Genomic DNA, 19,452 nt, shown 5'->3' with positions numbered 1-19,452 from the left:
GCGTAGCTTCCTCCTATGCCTGAACATCCGTTCTTTTCCCTGTTTGATGATGCTGGCTCCTGGCAAGTCGTTGCCTCTGGACAGGCGAGAGGAGAACTCTCCACCCCTCGTACAGAGCAGGGCGCCACCGTCCTGCGTCTGGACTATGACTTTCACGGCGGCGGCGGCTTCGTCGTGCTAAGACGCACGTTTTCTTTCAGCCTCCCCACTACCTTTGACATCGGCTTCCGTTTGCGCGGAAGCGGCCCGCCCAACCATTTTGAATTCAAGGTGGCTGCTGATGGAGGAGCCAATGTGTGGCGGCATCTGCGGCAGGATTTCGCACTGCCATCGCAGTGGACGGACTACCGTTTCAATGAACGCGAGTTCCCCTTCGCTTGGGGACCTGCGGGAGGCGGCGCTCCATCCAATGTCGAGGCGATCGAGATTGCCATCGCCGCCGGACCGGGAGGAAAGGGCACACTGGAGCTCTCTTGTCCTTCCATGACGGATCAGACGCTCCTGGCACCGAAGTCGATCCGCGCCTCCAGTCATCTGCCCGGGCACGCTCCGGACAACATCTGGGACGCAGATGCCCAGGCCATCTGGCGCGCGGGTACGGAAGACAAAGAACCGTGGTGCAGGATCGACTTTGGCAAGCCAGTACGCTTCGGCGGGCTGGTCCTCTCATGGCCAGACTCACTTCCACCGAGGGCGTATCGGGTTGAAGTCTCTACCGATGGAGAAAGCTGGACTTCCATCTACCGGGCCACCTCAGGTCTGGGGGCCAGGAGTTTCATCTCCATGCCCGGAAGTGAGGCGAGCCAACTGCGGCTCATCTTCAAGGACTCCGCCTGTGCGGCGCTCCAATCTGTCTCGCTCAGGCCGGACGCATTCTCACGCACACCGAATGAGTTTGTCCATCACGTCGCCGCAGAATGCCCGCGCGGCATGTTCCCACGCTACTGGTACCGGGAGCAATCCTACTGGACCCCCATTGGCAGTCCCGAAGGAAGACGCCGTGCCTTGGTCAATGAAGAGGGCATGGTGGAGACGGATGAAGCGGGCTTTTCCCTGGAGCCCTTCATCCTCACCCAGGACGGCATGCTCTCCTGGGCTGACGCCGATACCTCACTGTCCATGGCCGCCGACGGCGTGCCCGTGCCAGCCGTAGCGTGGTCTGCCCGGGAAATGCGCCTCGAAATCCAGCCATGGGTGGATGGCCACAGAGAGACTCTGACTCTCCACGTCACCTACCGTCTGCAGTGCCCCGCTGCGGAGCCAGGCACCCGCCTGGTCGTCGCCGTGCGTCCCTTTCAGGTGAATCCCCCGTGGCAGGCATTCCGCAATTTGGGTGGCATGAGCCCGATCTATGAGATCGACTGCACCGGCGGTGACATGCGAGTGGATGGCCGGCCTCTCAACTGCACTCCCCATCCCACTGAAATGGGAGCCGCCAGCTTCGAAGAAGGAGGCGTGACTTCCTTTCTCCAGGCAGGTGTAGTGCCACCAAGGCGGCTGGCCTGCGATGAAGGCGGGCACATCGGTGGAGCGATGGTATGGGACTTCCCCACCGGCGGGACCGTGCTCGAAGCCACGGTGTCCTTCCCTTATTTCGACAAGGCCAACCCAGCCGGCACGGATGCCTACGCACGCGCAGTGGAGGACTGGCGTCAGACATTGGGGAAAGTGACCTGGCAGGCGCCGGAGAACACGCGCATGGTCTTTGATTGTTTCCGCACAGCCGCGGGACACATCTTGATCAATCGCGATGGTCCTGCCATCCAGCCAGGTCCGCGACGCTATACCCGCTCATGGGTCCGTGATTGTGTGATCATGGGTGCGGCCCTGGCCAAGGCCGGGCTTCCACAAGCCCTTCGCGTGTTTCTGGAATGGTATGCTCCCTTCCAGCGCGAAGACGGCTTTGTGCCCTGTGTGGTGGACCGCGACGGTGTCGACTGGTTGGTGGAGCACGACAGCCACGGACAATTCCTGTGGGGTTTGCGGGAAGACTTCCGCAACGCCGCTGATCCCGGCTTCCTGCAACGTATGCTGCCTCACATCCGCAAGGCCGCAGACTATCTCATCACGATTCGGTCTGAACGGCAGACGACGCAATACAAGTCCGGAGATCTCGCCGCCTGCTATGGCCTGCTGCCGGAGTCCGCAAGCCATGAAGGCTACCTCGCCCACCCCGTGCACTCCTACTGGGATGACTTCTGGGGAGTGCGTGGACTTGAGGCAGCGGCAGATCTAGCAGAACAAGCGGGACAACCTGCAGACGCCACACGGTGGCGGCATGAGGCGGCAGCATTCCAGGAAGACATCGCACACTCGCTTCAGAAGGTCATTGCAGAAAAGAGTCTCGCGTACATCCCCGGTTCGGTGGAGTGGGCGGACTTCGACCCCACCGCGACGTCCAATGCGATTGCCATGCTGGACTTTGCGGATGCCTTGCCTCGTGAGCCCCTTCACGCGATGCTGGACACCTACATCGACGGATTCCACCGCAAGCATCGCGGTGAAATGCCGTGGAACAACTACACCGCCTACGAGATCCGCATCATCGGCGCATTCGTGCGGTTGGGCCGGCGCGATGAGGCAAACGAACTGCTGACCTTCTTCCTGTCGGATCGCCGTCCGCTGGAGTGGAATCAATGGCCGGAAATCACGTGGCGTGATCCGCGTTCACCCGGCCACCTTGGCGATGTGCCTCACACTTGGATTGCTGCGGAATATCTGCTGGCAGTAGCATCCATGGTAGCCTCCGAGCGTGAAGCCACTGCCTCTCTGGTGCTCGCCGCCGGCATGCCCTGGGCGTGGATTTCACAGGAGGATGGATTCGCTGTGCAAGGTCTCCCCACGCGATTTGGTGACCTGGCATTCTGCATCGCGACTCGAAACGATGATGCCATCTATGTGGAGATTCGTGGCTCACTCACGATGCCGCCGGGTGGGTTGTTCATCGCACCACCGTTGCCCATCGGGAAACAGATCATCGCCTCAGTGACAGCCGATGGCGCAAAGCAGCCATACGAGAGCGGCGCGACAATTGTCCGCGTCACGGCTCTGCCCTTCGTGGCAGAGCTGCAACTTGGTTCCAGCACGGTGCTAGCCTAGCACGATGGCCAGCCTGTCACCATCTCCCGTCAGTTGACTGGTGAACGAACCAAGCGGAATGCGGACAGCTCCCGGACGGTAGGGATTTGGCTCACGAGTGAAGTCCAACACGGTTCCATTCACCTCCACGGACATCACCCCGCAGCCCTTACTCCCCACGCGATAGAGCACCACCAAGGAGCGACCATACAATTGCAGTCTTGCCTGCAGCCCGTCCAAAGAAGCGGGCATCACAGCATCCACTACCATCGAATTCTTCTCCACGCGAATGCCGAGGAAGCACTGCATGATCAAGCGCGTGGCAATACCAGCCCCACTGGAATAAACCCTCCAGCCGCCCTCCAGTGCTACCTCGCCGAGATTCACCTTCTCGTAATGCTCAAACGCCTCATAGCGATCCGCGAAGGCAGGATCCGAGCTGGAGTAGTAGCAGTTCGCCTGTCGCAACCCGGCGGAGGGAACAATCTGCCGGATGGCAATGGGATTGGCCTGGCACAGGGCATGGAAGAACGCCTCTGCATCACCATACCGGGCGAGCGCTTCGCAATAGCGCAGGTGGGCATGCGTGTACATGATGCCGATTTCACGGCCGAAGTAGCTGGCGCTTTCAGCACGCTGGAAATACGTCTGGATACCACCACGGTAAGCCAGCGGGCGATCAAATAGATGCGCACCATCAGGGCCCAGGAGATGCCTGCGAATCAGCTCAAGATGAGCCGCCGCCTGCTGTGGCGCAAACATGTCATTGATAATCGCGTGGATCATCGGCAGGAGGCTGTACGACAAGCCCGTCGCCTCGTCACCAGGGTGAAGCAGATAGTCTGTCCTGCCGCCCTCATGGAAATACGCCAGGCCGGCCACGACATCGTCCACGATGAGCGTGTGCTGGAATTCATCGAGCACCGCGGAGGCCATCGCTTCAAACTCCTTCGCCCGTACTGTGTCTCCGAGCGTCCTGAAGGCATTGGCAAGGGCGACGAGCGTTTGATAATTCAAAGTCACAGTCCACGCACTGCAGAGGCGTTCGCGCATATCAGGCTTGGCAGGCTGGAGGGAGTCGTTCCAGTCACCGTGTCCATAGGCCGCAAGCCTCGTGCCGGGAATGACTCTGCGTTGGATCAAATCCAATGCGCGTTCCACATGACCAGCCACGGTGCAGGTCTCCGCCGCAACATCGCCTTCAGGATGGAAAAATGGAAGGCGCTCCTCCAACAGATCAGCATCACCGGTGGCAGACAGGTACTGCGCGAGAGCCACCAACGGCCAGTACACGATATCACCGTGTGAATCTCCCGGACGAATACCGCGCTCACGGTCAAAAAACATGAACCACTGTGGCCAGTCACCATCTGCGTTCTGCTGACGGAACACACGGCAGAGCAGATCTCTCACCGGCTCGAATCGTCCGAGTGCCAGAAGCAGTTCCACCGGTCCCTGGCAAACGTCCCGCGTCCCCCACCCTCCTCCGGAATACTGTTCCAATCCACGCGGTGAAAGGTAGTGCACCAGCGCATTGTGAATGAACCAGGGAAAGATCTCCGCCAGCTGGCTCGCTCGTGCAGCATGCTCCCCTGCAGAAGGGGCCTCAATCTTCAGGCCGGCTCCAATAGAGTCCCAGAAGCCTCCACCATGTTCATGAGACTCCGGCACCAGACGGCCCTCGATGCTGAACGCCACGGAGAGTGCAGGAGCGGTTGCGAAACACAGGAACGGCTGTTTACGCGACACGCCATCTGCAAAGAGCATCTCATCACCTCCGATGCCTTCCACCTGCGTGCCCTGCGAGGGCTTGATGACAAACTCACCTTCGGGGAAACGGCGCCCCACATCACTCTCCGGAATCGCGCGCACGAATGCAGCACGGTCTTTCACCTTGTATTGAGCCGATACCGAAGAGCTTCCGTCATCGCCATTCATGGCGATGTGGTGTGAAATCAGCAACCTCGCGGGGGCCCCTGCGAGGACGGTCACTGAAAGGAGGAGTTCATGCCGATCATCTGGCGCAACGGACGTCACTTCAACCACTCCTGCGCGATGCTTGTACCACCAGCGGCAGAAGCCAGGTCTCATCTCAAAGGCGGAAGGCACTCCCAGCAAAACCCATTCCCCTTCCAATTCGATGAAGATGCGCTGTCCATGGCTGCGGAAGAGTCCCAGGTAGGTGTGGCAGGTGGAGAGGAAGCGATTGATGCTCACGTGGCCCTGCGTGACCATCGAGTGAAACACGCCTCCCATCCATGCAGTCGAGGCCAGGGCAGACTCATCAGGAGTCAATACGCCGCCGGTTCGCAGCAAATGTCCATGCGGGCGAAGCACCTGGAGTTCTTTGCGCTTGAGCACCACATGGCTGTGCTTCCCGGTGAAGAAGGAGAGCAGGTGTCCACGGTCATATTCTGCATCACGACGTTCCGGGCCGACGAACGCATTGATGTCATCCTCGGCGAGTTCAACCGCTTCCAAGAATGGAGCCGAAGCGAAGAGTCCGCACGCAGGCATCGAGTCTGTCGCATCTGCGGGCCAAGGCGGGCAAGCTGATTCCGGCAATGTCAATGCCGACTCGATGAACCGGCGGTCTTTGGGTGATGTAGCCTCGGACTTGTTTGATTCAAACCAGGAAAAGAATCCCCGTCTGGCATTCGCTCCAGGCTGAAGTACAAAGCGCTCGTCCTGGATGCCCACCATGGAGTGCTCATGTTGCAAACGCTTGCCAGGAAGATCGGCAGCCAGTCCCGCAAGTTCAGCCCCCGTGCGCCTGCTGAATCCGTAGGACTGCAATGCATCGGTGGCGTAGGACACGCCCCATCCCAGTGACCCAATGACAGTCCACGGGCAGCGTCCCCCCATGGACTGGTTCTGCCGCGAAGCCACCGCCACGCCCTTTGATGCGTGATCCAACGCCGTGTGGTCCAGATACTGGCTCACATAATATTCATTGAGACGGATGGCGCCATAGTGAGCGAGGGCAATGTCCTGCACGTACACCAGGTCGCAGGCCACCTCCTTCATCCCGTGATTCTCCACTTCCACGTGCCAGAACCAGGCTGGTGACGACTCCGCCAGCACGAGACGCAGCCGAAAAGTCAGATCTCCCCATCTGCCACTTGCAGTCATGCCCCGCTCTTCAAACCGGTAGGAGGCAGAGCTGCACGGACCAATCAGCGGAATCACTGTGGTGCTCTCGCCATGCAACCTCAAGAAGATGTTTGCGGGACCGCCCTCAGCTTCGTTCCCGAGAAACAGATTGATCATGATGTCTCCGTGATCGATTCGCCGGATGGAGCCATTCGCATTCAGCTCGACACTCAGCCCGGAGGGACTCGCGGCACGGAAGGGAAAAGTCACGGATGATGGCGTTGGTGTCATGATGCGAGATTGCTTTGTCCTGGTATGCCCGTCGGCGCGGCGCCCTGCTTCAGGTCCGTCCATTTCCACGAGCCGTCCTCCCTCAGCTCCAGGCTCGTGTCATAGAGGGTGGGATCCGGATCCTCTTCTCCAATGGAGATGCTGGTAATGCCCCGCTTCGCCAGAACCGCGAGGACATTGTTTTGCGCGTGCGTGCTCAGTACGGATCCAAGATTATCCAGAAACACAAACTTGGGTCTGGCCAAAAGGACACGAGCCACAGACATCAACTGCTGTTTGGAAAGTGACAGCGCGTCGTGCCAGTCACGGGGGATTTCAAAATCCTCAGGCGTCCTGAACTTGGAAGACGCCAGCCCGATCTCTGCAAAGAGCTGTTGTAGCTCCCGGTTCGTGATTTCCTGCTCCTTGCCTGATGGGACAAGGACTTCCCGTGCAGTGCCAGCAGGTAAGTACGGTTGCTCTGGGAGAAAGGCCAGCATCTCCTCCGGCGGCCGCGCAATGGTGCCAGAGCCTGTACTGTGGATGCCCGCAGACGCCCGGAAGAAGGCGACCCTGGCCGCCTGATTCGCACCATGCACCAGCAGGCTCCTGCCCGGAACGATGAGCGCGTTCAAGTCTCCGAGAATGACATTCCCCGATTTGTCTGCCGACTGCAGGTCGAGGCTCGAATATTTGATCCCTTCCACACCCTCCAGGCACTCGATGGCGGGAGTATCGGATTGCATGGCCGCCCTTTCGGAAGCGTCCACAAATTCACCAAGTCGGGTAACAACAGAAGCATAGGCGGAGATGGCCTGGAACTGGGTGACCACGAGTGAGAAGGCCGCCACCAGCGTGGCAAAGGCCATGGCGGACTGCCCAATCACACCGAAGTCGACCCCCTCATTCATGAAGAGCGGAGCCACCAGAAGTGTGGGAATCAACTGGATCATGTAATTGTACCCCGTGGTAAAGAAACCAAGATTCCTGTTCACCGCTGTGATGCGGCGGAAATTTGTGACCAATTGATCGATGCGACCCATCAGCCGCTCCCGGATGGTGTTCTGGTTGGCGGTGAGTGCGATTCCGTCAGCGTTCTCGCGGACATGGATCAACTCAGAGCGGAAGTTCGCCTCGTAGTCCGCTTGCTGGTAGTTCAGCCGGATGAGCGGACGCCCAAGGAGAATGGTCAGCGTCGATCCCGCAATGGCATACAGGACCGCGACCATAAACAACGTCGGGCTGATGGTCCACAGGACCCCGGAGAACGAGATCGCGGTCATCGTTCCGTTCAGAATCATCAAGAGGAAGGACAGCGTGGTCGTGGTCAGTTGCCTGATGTCCTCTGTCATGCGCTGGTCGGGATTGGTGATCCCTTCTGCATCGAGATGCAGATAGATGCGCTCGTCCATGTAGGTGCGGACGACCCGATGGGTGAGCCAGTCACGCCAGAGCAAGCCCAGACGCTCCTCCACAAAGCGGAAGAAGACCGCGACAATCGTTGTAGTGGCAAAAACGCCCGCATACATCCAGGCGTAACGAACAAACCCCGACCGGTCCTTGGCTTCTATGGACGACATGAAGTCCCGGCCCACAAAGCTGTTCAGCACATTCATGCCGTTGATACACAGCATCAGCACCAGCAGAGCCGCGGCCAGCAACCAGGCGCGTCCGCCGACCGGCGATCTGAAAAACATCGCCGTCACATGCAACAGCCTGCGAAACACTTGAGTTCTGAGGGATGTCTTCTTCTCGGTCATGAGGAACCGATATCCGGCGCCCGCATCATCGGCTCCTCATCGGTTGACATCGTCATACCAAAAGTCGTGCACCTAGGTAGATAGGACCTAGGTCTGATAGTCCCCTTGGACTCGTCGAGCCGCACTCACCGGGTAGTCGTAAATTGCCTTTTGCAACACGACCGGTGCGAATTTCCTGTTCGCAATCCAGTATCCACTGGAGCTTGTGGTTGCCCCTTTTCAGCACGAAAGGCTCTTCAACGCGAAGGCCTTCTTAAATTTGGCTCCTGAGGTAGGGATCGAACCTACGACATGGTGGTTAACAGCCACCCGCTCTACCGCTGAGCTACTCAGGAATTCCGTTTTGGGAGCGCTGAACATACGCATCCGTTGGCGGATGCAAGCGCTTTTGGCTCCCACACACGAATTATTTCCTCGTCGGCCTGCGACGGCGCAGAAGCATTCCCGCGAAGCCGATCACGAAAAGCATCGCCCTGCTGGGCTCTGGAACGTTGTTGGCTACAATCAGGATACCGTCCGAGAGGAGCTTTTGCACGTCCCAAACAAGGTTGCCGGTAAGAGTAGGCAACTCCAGATCCCCACTCAGTCCCCCACTGCGAAGGCGTGCATTGCCGGTGGCAGTGATGGAGCCCACATCAAAGAGACCTGCCGTCAGCCCCGTCCAGTCAAGGATGTCAAAGATATCGCCTGCGGCATAGGTGTAGCTGCCCTCGGTCTGCACCTGAATCCGTGTGTTGCCGTCCAAGGTGACACTGCCCGAGATGTTCAGGAAGTCATGATTGGCGCCACCCGCAATACCGGTGACCGAACCTTCGTAAGTGCCAAGCTGGGCGGTGACATGGGAGTCGTAGCCCGCGGAACCGGCCACGAAGCCCGCCAAGGTGGCATCATTCATGGAATTGCCGCTGAGCTGGAGTGCGAACGTACCACCCGTGGCGTTGAGATTGCCAACGATGTCGAGTTTGCCAATGCCGCTGGTCGTACCGTTCCAGCTACCAGGCTGAATAGTGCCCTGTATCGAATGAGCGGTGCTGGAAGCTGTACCTTGGACTGTGCCGGTACCGCTCAAGAAAGCGCCCGCGCTGACCGTGGTAGCACTCGCTCCCGCCGCACCGGTATCACCAGCGGCACGAGAACCAACGCCACCGCCAACGCCCACATGCAACCGGCCTTGAGAGACTGTGGTCGTACCCGTGTAGGTATTGTTGCCGGAGAGCACCATCGTACCGAGACCTGTCTTGACGATGCTACCGGTACCAGCCGATGACACTACGGCAGACACGGTCAGATCGTTCGTGGCCGTGGTGCTGTCACCCACCGTGAAGGTGCGTGAAGCTCCACCCAGCGCAAGGTTGCCGCTGATGGTACCACCTTGCGGATTGTTGGCAGCGTCATAGGTGACATTGCCCAGCAGGGTCAGAGTGCCGGTACCCGTTTGCACAGTCGGCGTGCTGGTGGTCGTGGTCCCGCCCATCGTCAGCGAGGCAATCGAATCATTGTTGTTGTTCAGATCGAGCGTGGCAGTAACTCCTGCTCCCGTCGCATTGATGATGATGGGGCTCGCATCGGGAAGCACATTGCTCGAACCGGAACGCAGCGTGCCATTCTCAATGGTGGTGGTACCGGTATAGGTGTTGGTTTGGGTCATGATGCCCACGCCAGTACCCCTCTTCACGATGTTCAGTTTGTTGCTGTGCACCAATGCAGTGGAGGCACTGTAGATAGAGGGCGTAGTGCCATCACGGAAATGGACATCCCAATTGGTGGTACCCAGTTGATTGATGATGAGGGTCGCGATGTCGTTGGACGCATTCTCGATAAAGATACCCCGGGTCGCAGCACCATTGTCCACCGCCACAGTTCCACCGCCGTCGGTCACACTGACGGAGAGGTCGCCGATTTCAACGGTGTGACCAGCCACCTGCAGGGTGCTGTTGTTCCTCAGCGTCACCGCATTCGCAGCATTCAGGGCGGTATTGCTTCCCAAACGCACGGTGTGCAGCATGCGGGTCTGGCTTGCAGCGTTACCCATGGTCAAATCACCCACCCACGAGGAGTTCTCGCCGTTGAGTTCAAAGATGCTGTTCACGGTAGCCGTGCCGCCGACCAGATCCACCACCGTGGTGAGGTTCCCGGTGCCGCTGATATTTCCATCCAGCCCAATGATGCGGGTGATGCCCGTCCGTTGTGACCCATCCGGATTGGTACCAGTCGGAGTGAGTGCCGGATTGGTGCCATTGTCGCGGTAGGCCACCTGCAGATCGTCATTGAGGGTCAGCGTTCCTGCGAAGCTGTACCGGTCATTGTTCATGCCACTGTTGTTGTAGCCGATGTTGCCGGCTGCTGACGCGGTGCTGGTGGCATTGGTGTTGAAGGTCACCCTGTTGGTCGCCGGATCAATGGCCAGAATAATGGCGCCAGCGGGCATGCCGGCGATGGCCGACTGGGTGACCATCCCCGTGAACAGATTCGCCACACTTGATACCGTCACGACCGGGCTGCCGGAGACGGTGTTGACGGTGACATTTGAAAATTCGTTCAAATCATTGCGCACCCCGATTTCCTTGACCTGCGAGCCACTGGATTCCGCCCTAACCACGATGTTTTGCGTGATCTTATACTCCGTGGTGAACACACCTCCCGAGGTGCGGGAGCGTTGATAGAGACCGGCGGTACCCAAGCCCGCTGCCGCTCCGCTGGTGCCAATCAGAATGGAACCACCCTGGCCGGTCACACGTCCCTGGCTGCGGGTTATGATGGAACCCTCCTGGATGACCCACCCACCGCTGAAGTCAGAATTGTTCTCAAACAGCATCAGTGAACCAGTACCGGTCTTCGTGATCGTTCCCGTGCCCTGCAGGAATCCGGAGCTGCCATTGAGGCGCAGGTTGCCTGCGGCCACATTGATCTCACTGTTCGCGGTCACGCTGATCACGCCATCCAGTGCACCGTCCGTATGGAGCGCCGTGGTACCCAGCACGCCTCCAGCCAGGGTGATCCATTCCTTCGTGCCGTGAGCCGAGCCACCCGTGATTTGGAGATCAAGGCGAGCGCCTGCTCTCACAATCGTGCCGTCGATGGTAGAATCATTGCTGCCCAAGATACCGGAGTTGGCTTTGCCAATGTTCAACTGCAGCGTACCCGCCTTCACATCCGTGATGCCGAAGTACGCATTCCAGGTAGTGAAAGGAACCGAGGAAATCGGAGCAATCAGATTCGCGACACTGTTGTCATTGGTCAGGATCAGCCGGCCATTTCCTTCCTTGATCAGGTCGCCCGAACCAATGTTGCCATAGTACTGGTTGGAACCCAGATTGCCCATCTGGATGTTGTCTTCTGAACGAATGACACCACCATAGGTCAGGGTCGTGCCGGCATGGAACACGTCAATGTAGCCGCCGTTGCCACCCAAGGTGATGCCCCGGTTCTGATGCAGAGTGAGTGCAGACCCGAGGGACGAACCACTGACATCGGAGTCAAAACGCAGACGCCCACCGTTCAGGAAGATCGATGCCGGATTGACCGAGCCTGGCGTGGCTCCCAGACGGTTTTCGTTCGCAATCCACAGCGTACCCACCAGAAGGTTACCAGCGGCATCTGTTCCTCCACCGCTGACAAAGGTCGAGCCCGTGTAGTTGTTGGTGGCATTCGTCAGATGCGTAACCCCGGGACCACCAATGACGAGGTTGAGACGGGAGGGCCCTCCATCAAGGGCTCCTGTGAAGTCTACGATACGTGAACCGATCGTGAAGACACCCTGCTCATTGTAGTTGTGAATGATGAGGTCCCGCGCATCGAAGGTAGAAGCGTGTGCGGGATAGCTGAGTGATATCGTGGTATTCGCAGGGCGGATGGAGGGGGCCTGGGCCGCGAACAGATCGAACTGCAGGCCTGTGAAGTCGTTGACATCCGCAAGGGTGCCGGAACTCAACGTGATCTGATTTGTTGCTTTATTGATCGCTATGATGGTGGTTCCTGGAGCAAAGAGGTTACCAGCATCTGTGGAGATCCTCATTCCCACCACCAGGTCAGCCACGGATTGGAGCGTGAGCGTCGTGGTTCCGGCGGTTGCGTTACCATTGGTGTTGCTGAAATAGTTTGCCACGTGGTATTGTGGGAGGTCGCGGAACTCAAGAACCGCTCCGTTGCTCACGGCCGCGCTCAGGCCCGTATTGAGCGTCACGGTATTCGTCACCCGATTGATGTCTGTGATATAGCTGCCAGGCACAATGCCAGCGCCGGATACAGTCATGCCTACTTTCAGCGCACTTACGGAAGCCACGCCCAAGGTATTCCCTCCGACAGTACCACCAGCCGCCGAAGCGGTCGTGGTTGTGAGAGGCTGAGTATAGTACGTGCTCAGCAATGCGGAAGTGAGCTCGCCACCCTCAATCCCCTGGTTATTAGCGCCAACTGAATTGGAGATCAGGATGGCTCCGCCGTCCTGCACGGAAAGGCCTGCCGTACCAAAAACACCTTCCCCGGGAGCGGTGGTGCCAAGGACGAGTCGGGTGCCCGCAGCAATGTTGATGGTACTCGAAGCGGCGGCGGCAAATCGAATGAGTTTCGCCCCATAGAAGTTGCCCCCACTGTTGGCATTGAGCGTTCCTGTGAATCCGGTCGAGCCCGCAAAAAGGGCATCGGTCATGTATTCAGTGCCACCCGCAGCACTTACATACGAACTCCAGCTTCCGAGTTGCGACGCAAAGGTGCCGCCTCCACCGTAGTCCTTGAAGAGCACGTTCCCGAGTAGACCGCTGGAATCACCGATGACGGTATTGTTGAGATTTGGATTGCTGGTGGATTCGGGAATGAAGGATGCGAAATCCACATAGGAGGGGTTTCCAATAGAACCAGCCTTGAAAGTCGCATACGGGATGGAGGTGAAATAGCCCAGAAGCCCATTGTCAGCGAAGCCGTTGCCATTGAGCGCATTCTGAGAATACAAATAACGGATGGTCGTGGACGTGAGAGGCGTTCCATCGAAGGCAATCGTAGCGCCTGCAAAACGATCAGGAGCCCTCCAGTACCAATCAGGATTCTGGATGGCTGAGGAAGCAGACGTAGGCTCCGAGATGAAGACAGAGAACGGATTGTCCAGGCCCAAGTTCAGAACGATGGTGGCAAACTCACTGTTAGCCCCAGCCTTGATGGAGGAGTTGCCCGCTCGAAGTGTGAACACACCGCGGAAAGACTCATTCACCGTTTGTGCGACGGAAGAGTTGCCTAGCGCCGACATCTTGAGTTCCCCACCTGCCAGGGTCAACTGGTAGGGGTTGGCCGCAGTTCCACCGTTCACACGGGAGTTGTTCGTGTTTGCCTGGCCGTACAGAAGTTCCAGCGTTCCTCCGTGAACGTTGATCCCGCCATCCAGATCGCTCGCTCCAGCGGTGCTGCCGCTCAGTGTTACGACACCGCGCCCTACTTTGGTCAACGCTCCAACTTCATTTTGCAGGCTAAATCCGCCATCGTCCGTGAAGCGCATCTGGAAGTCTGACTTACCTCCCGCAGCCTGATAGAGACGGGTTTCGGAGAAGTTGGAAACCTTGCGGATGTTCACAGACGCCGCAGCGGCAATTTGCGCACTGATCGGCTGGCTGAGAGTGACGGTGTTGGTCGCGGGATTGATGGCGGTGATGACCGTGCCGTTCGGGACGCCCGTACCGCTCACCGTGGCACCAATGGACAAGCCAGCCACCGAGGAAAGTACGAGTGTGTTGGAGCCGGACGCAGCAGTCGCAGACACATTGTAAGCCACCGCCGGGATGGGCACCGTCTGGATCGTTGTTTCGTTGATGGGCCCGTTGGTAGCCGCACTCAGAACCACCGTCTTGGTCACAGGATCAATGGCAGTGATGACAGTACCTATCCGGATGCCATTTCCTGAGATGCCCATGCCGATCTGAAGTCCTTGCACCGTGGACAATGTGATGGTGTTGCTCAGTGCGTAGACGCTGTAATTGCTGCCGACGGCGGGTGGCGCCGCAGTCGTAGCTTTGCTCAACAGCACCGCTCCCGTGGCAGCATTCACGGACACAATTTTGGTATCTGTCGGAATCCCTGTACCAGAGATTCCCATGCCCGGTTCCAAGCCTGCCACGCTATTCAGGAAGACAATTCTGTTGCCACTGGCCGTGGCAATACTCAGTGTGGTGCCGGACGGCACCCCGCTCCCGGTGATGTCAACGCTGATGGTAATTTCATCCGTTGCAGGATTGACACTGAGAATGGTGGCACCATTGGGGATATTTGGGTGGCCGGTGACTTGCATCCCCGCTTCAAGCCAGTTGGCATTGGAAAGTTGAATCACCTGTGAGCCTGCCGCTCCGCCGCCTGTGCTGCTCAGTGAAAGCACCTTGGTCGTGCCTGGAGACCCAGCCGCGTTGTTCGTGGTGCTGAGATAGCCGTAGGAAATGGTCCCATTCGCGGCGATGTTCCCACTCGTCGGCGTGCTCAAGGTAATGACGTTTCCGTTGATCCCGGTGATGGTCGTACCAGGGGCGATGCCAGTACCAGAGACGCCATCGCCAACCCTCAAGTTCGCTGCCGATGAAAGGGTCAGTGAGGTGGCACCGCTCCCAGTCGCGCCCGGAATGGTCAGGGAACCACCCGACGTCCCTGTGATGGGGTTCATGTCCACCGTGTTTGTACCGGCGCCGAACGTGACAGTGCCACTCGTGTTCTCACCGCCCAAAAGAGCGATGTTGTTCGAAGAATAAGCACCGGTGTTTTCACCAATCTGAATCGTGGGGGAGCGGAAGATGGCGCCAGCCTCCGACAGCAACAGAGCGCTGATGGTCCCTGCGCGATCCACGTTCCCGCCATCGTGCTGACGAAGAATGGTGAAGGTACCACCCGCTCCAGAAGAGATCGACGTATTGGCCGTCACATCCGCGGTCAGGGGATCACTCAGGGTGATGGTGTTGGTGGCGCCATCAATAGCAGCGACTGTGGTCCCGGGCTCGATGCCTGGTCCCGTGATGACGGTTCCCACCGTCAAGCCAGCGGTCGTATCGACCACCAGCGTGGTACCGCCGGTGAAGGCGTCCTGCACCACAGTCACCGTGACGCCGGCACCACCAGGTCCCCCGGCCGAGGCATAACCCTTATCCAGGTGGAGGTAGCCGGAACGGAGGTCCAGCTGGCCATTGGTCTGGCTCGCATCCTTCAAGAACACATTGAAGCGGCTGTTGGTAAGGGACCCTTGCCCGGTGTAACCGCGCACAAAGAGATTCAGGCGCTGATGGGCTGCGGCACCACCGGCGAAATCTTCGTCCGTAATCGTGCCATTGATTTTGATGATGCCGTTACGCACCGAGCTGAGGTTCGCACCGCCATTGGTGAAAATCAGCCCGCGGCTCTCCCCGTTCCCGGTGTAGGCCGGGTCTCCGTTGATGCCGCCCAAGGCAGCGCTCATGCCGGTCACACGTCCATTGATGATGAGCGAGCCATTGTCATTGACCTGGATGGTCCCGTTGTTGTTCTGACCTGTCTCAAAGTTGTTGTTGATGAAGACGTCGCCGTTCCAGGTGTTGTTCTGGTCGATGACCAGCAGGTTTCCGCCGATGAGCAACTCCAGTGTTTCATCGTTGGCGGTGACTACACCACTGTTCATCCCAAGATTGCCGTTCACGGCTTTGGTGCCATTTCCGGAGCCGCTGGCGCCAAGGGCTCCACTGGTGTAGATCCGCAATTCACCTTGGGTGACAGTCGTCACCCCCGTGTATTTGTTGAATCCCTGCAGTTCCATCAGCGCGCCACCACTCTTGGTAAGGCCGGCGCTACCAGTGATTTCGGAACGGAAAATTGAGGTATTGTTGGTACGGATGATGGCTTCTCTCGTGCCAAAGCTCAACGTACCGCCATTCATGGTAAAGCTACCTGATGGCAGGGATACCAGGAACATGCCGGAGCCATCCACACCGGCATAATTGGCGTCTGCTGCACGAGTGCCCAGATGAAGCGTATTCTGTTCCGAGATCGTTGTCACCGCAGCCGCGGTTTGCACCCATGCGTTGAAGGAATGCTCGCCAAGCAAGACATTGCTTGAGGGACCAATCAGCAGGCTGAAATCGGCAGCGCCGCGTGCATTGTTATCGCGCGTAGCAGCCACGAGCGCTGTAGCAGACGCAGCAAGATTGGAAGACGTGGTCGTGGTCGCGCTGGTGATCTGGGTCCGGAAATCAGCAGCCAATGATGCATTGAGTAGGCGAATGTAGCCATCTGCGCCCACCGTCACCAAGCGATCATAAGCTTGGTTGTGCGTGCCACCGTAAGCGCCGATGAGAACTTTAAAGTCAGCATCTCCAGCATCCGCCGTGTTGGAGTTGCCTGCCAGTAGAGCCATCGAACCGGGGGAAACTCCGCTCTCAAACTTCACCCTTGAAAGCGCCGTAGCTCCGTTGGTCAGGCTGAAGCCAACGGCGGGGCCATTCGTGCCATCACTTGCGATTTCTGTAAATCCGACGATCCCACCCTGGTCGCGTTCATAGTCAGCGAACACATACTCAATGGCGCTCGACAGGTTCACGTTGTTATTGCCACCTGTGCCATCGGTGTGGTCCGTCCGCACCTGGCTGAATCCTGCGCCGATTTGCAACACCCCCATCTTTTCGATGGTATGCACGGTCGTGCCGTTATTGGCTGCACGACGAATCAACAGCAATCCTCCCTTGTCCAAGTAGATCCTCGCGGAGTCATTGACACGATCGTTGTTGTTCCCAGAACCATCCGTGGCCGTGTTGTTCAAGAGAGCAAGTTGCCCGTTGGTGGACACGCGAATGGTGCTGGTGCCACTGACCCTGCCATTCGCTCCTCGAAGCACCAAGCTCGAGCGCCCCACCAAGGTTTCCCCGGTGTAAGTCTGATTGTTTTCGAAATACGTGTTGGTGGAACTGGCTTTCCACACCGCCATCTGCCCGTTACCATCCTGGATAATACCCGACCAGGTGAATTCCGTGTTATTCTGTCCAATCAGGATGGTCGAAGTCGTCCCCAACTTGTTATTGGTGATGACCCCGGCTCCCGCGATGACGTTGAGGGCCTCACTAAAACCATTCAAATCAAAAACCCCCGTGGAATTCACAGTCAAGGTGGCTCCACGATGGATCTGATTTGTATAGTTCGTCATGTGGGTATTCCCCAAGCCCACATAGCTGCTGAGATCCCCAATCTGCGCAGTTTCCACACCTCCACCGGCGACGCCGACGATGAGTGTGCCGCCACTGCCAATCGCATGCACGGTAGGTGAACTGGCTTTGGCCAGGATCAAGGTTCCTTCCCGCACTTCCACTCGCGCAGTGCTGTTATCCAGCGTCCCCCCCAAGGTCAGGGTCTCGGTGCCAACTTTGACAATCCGTGAATTACCTCCGGAGCCGCCCATGTTGACCGTTCCGTTGAAGACATCATTAACGCCGTCGCCTCCGATCTGCAAAACCGCATTCCCCACGCTGCTGACAAGGGAGGTGTTGTTGCTGGTGGAGTTCACTGACCCGAACGCGAAAGTCTGAATGGTCCCCACGTTGTCAGAGAAGTTGAATATCGCGTTGTTGTTCAGCACCAAATCGATAGCACTGGCAAAGTTCACCGTGCCCGAAGCAGTGCCGCTGGAGAGGACATTCAGCGTACCGCCATTCAGGGTAAGAAGATTGGTGGCTCCCCCTAGCACCGTGGTGACACCCCCACCGTTGCCCGCCTGGAGGGTCAAGGTACCACCGGTGATCTCAATCTGATCTGCGTCGATCATGAAGTTCACCGCATTCCCTGCGGTGCCGATGTTGACTGCGCCACCGGTGACAACCAATTCGCCAAGACCCGAAGCGAATGTGGTCTGGCCTGTGCCGAAGTAGAGTTGAGAAAGCTCGGCAAGTGACGTTCCTGCAGGAAGGGGCGCGCTAAGGGTAATAGTCTTCGTCAGCGTGTTAATGGCGGTGATGGTCGTGTTGGCCGGAATTCCGGGGCCAGTAACCAGCATATCGACAGTCAGTTGGGAAACGTCACTAAGAGTCACTGTGTTCCCCCCAGCAGCTGTCGCCACCGTGGCGTGAGCGGTGGCGTTTGCCACAGGATCCCCGAGGCGAGCACCAAAGTTCAGCACCTGGTTTGCACCCACTCCCCCACCCGATACCGGATTGCTCAAAGTCACCGTATTACCGGAAACTCCTATCACGGTCGTGCCGGCGGGAATGTTGGCACCATGGACGTTCATGCCGATCGAGATACCGGCTGTCGAATTCAAGGTGATCGAATTACCGGAGCCCGTGGCGAGGGCGGCACCCACCGAGGGACCGCCAAACACCAGGCGATCATTTGCAGTGACATTCCCGGAGACGGGATTGCTGAGCGTGATGGTGGTCCCGCTGATCCCGGTGATATACGTGCCCACCGGGATGTTCGCTCCTGAAATGGCCATCCCCGTGCTCAACCCGGCAACGTTCGTCAAGGTAAGGCTGTTACCGGAAGAAACCGTGGCGGAAACCACTTGAGAAGCAGCGCGGCCGCTGAAGTTCAGCGTGCCACCGGTGACCTTGACGGTATTGGCAATGGCGTTCGACGGGGACGAGAGATTCAGGGTTCCTGCCGTGACGAGCAGGCCTTTGTTCCCCGTCGCAGTGATAACATTGTGGTTATGCAGGTTGAGCTGGCCGCGAATGTCCACGGTGCCCCCACCAATCTTTTCCAGGACTTCCGTGGAGATGGTGACTGGTCCAGAGAGCGCCAGGGTTCCAGTGGTGACATTCAGCACCAGCCGCTCGGTGTTCAAGATGCCTGCCGCAATGATGTCAGTCCCACCAACGGTCTTGTTGATTCTGGTATCAACGCCATCGCCGGGCGCCTCGTTGTTCGCAAATGTAAGGGTCGATCCGGGCGCGCTCGGCAAGATCACAAACGAGTTGCTCGAATCCCCAATCGTCAACCGGTCGAGAGTGGCCGCAATGTCCAGCGTGATGTTGGTCGTCGCTGTGATGTTGGACAGGATCGTGACCTGCGCATTCGGGGAATTCGGCACCCCGTTGTTCCAGTTGGTGCCCGTGCTCCAGAGTCCGGAAGTGGTCGGGGTCCACGAGGTGGTGAAGGACTGCGCATGACCTGCCGTTCCCGCAGCGAACAGAACTCCAGCCAATGAAGCAATCTTTAGGAGGAGAGGAATTGAAGCGGAAAACGCATGGCGACGTCCGTTCAACAATCCTGTGGGGGAGCAGGTGTTGGATCTTGCGTGCATGGGGGGACCTGGTCTTACGGCGAATTTCGA

Annotated in this window: 4 protein-coding genes and 1 tRNA gene; 1 reads left to right on the top strand and 4 read right to left on the bottom strand. The window is 58.3% G+C overall.

Annotation, left to right across the window (positions count from 1 at the left end):
- Positions 1 to 15 precede the first annotated feature (15 nt).
- Positions 16 to 3,099, top strand: a complete 3,084-nt coding sequence (locus DES53_RS02435) for a discoidin domain-containing protein (RefSeq protein WP_113956609.1) — start codon at positions 16 to 18, stop codon at positions 3,097 to 3,099.
- On the opposite strand, the gene DES53_RS02430 is transcribed toward DES53_RS02435, so the two are convergent.
- The 4 genes from DES53_RS02430 to DES53_RS02415 all read right to left on the bottom strand — a co-directional run bounded on the left by DES53_RS02430 (position 3,091) and on the right by DES53_RS02415 (position 19,323).
- On the bottom strand, positions 3,091 to 6,462 hold the full coding sequence (locus DES53_RS02430) for a GH36-type glycosyl hydrolase domain-containing protein (protein WP_113956608.1): 3,372 nt from the start codon (positions 6,460 to 6,462) through the stop codon (positions 3,091 to 3,093). The two genes, DES53_RS02435 and DES53_RS02430, sit on opposite strands and share 9 nt — an antisense overlap.
- Entirely contained in the window at positions 6,459 to 8,201 is a 1,743-nt protein-coding gene (locus DES53_RS02425) for an ABC transporter ATP-binding protein/permease (protein WP_113956607.1), read from the bottom strand. The genes DES53_RS02430 and DES53_RS02425 overlap by 4 nt, the downstream gene beginning before the upstream one ends.
- Positions 8,202 to 8,461: 260 nt before the next feature.
- Positions 8,462 to 8,536 (bottom strand) — tRNA-Asn (locus tag DES53_RS02420).
- 71 nt (positions 8,537 to 8,607) lie between these two features.
- The gene (locus DES53_RS02415; RefSeq protein ID WP_113956606.1) at positions 8,608 to 19,323 is read right to left on the bottom strand and encodes a beta strand repeat-containing protein; all 10,716 of its coding nucleotides are present in this window, start codon (positions 19,321 to 19,323) and stop codon (positions 8,608 to 8,610) included.
- Between the last annotated feature and the right edge of the window lie 129 nt (positions 19,324 to 19,452).

The sequence above is a fragment of the Roseimicrobium gellanilyticum genome, assembly GCF_003315205.1.
GTDB lineage: Bacteria > Verrucomicrobiota > Verrucomicrobiia > Verrucomicrobiales > Verrucomicrobiaceae > Roseimicrobium > Roseimicrobium gellanilyticum.
Note: the sequence above shows the minus strand (reverse complement) of the source record. Positions and strands in the feature narration are given on the sequence as shown.

Bases quoted from the DNA above. Each gene is read 5' to 3' on its own strand.
- DES53_RS02425 (WP_113956607.1), bottom strand. From the start codon at position 8,201: ATGACCGAGAAGAAGACATCCCTCAGAACTCAAGTGTTTCGCAGGCTG.
- DES53_RS02430 (WP_113956608.1), bottom strand. From the start codon at position 6,462: ATGACACCAACGCCATCATCCGTGACTTTTCCCTTCCGTGCCGCGAGT.
- DES53_RS02435 (WP_113956609.1), top strand. From the start codon at position 16: ATGCCTGAACATCCGTTCTTTTCCCTGTTTGATGATGCTGGCTCCTGG.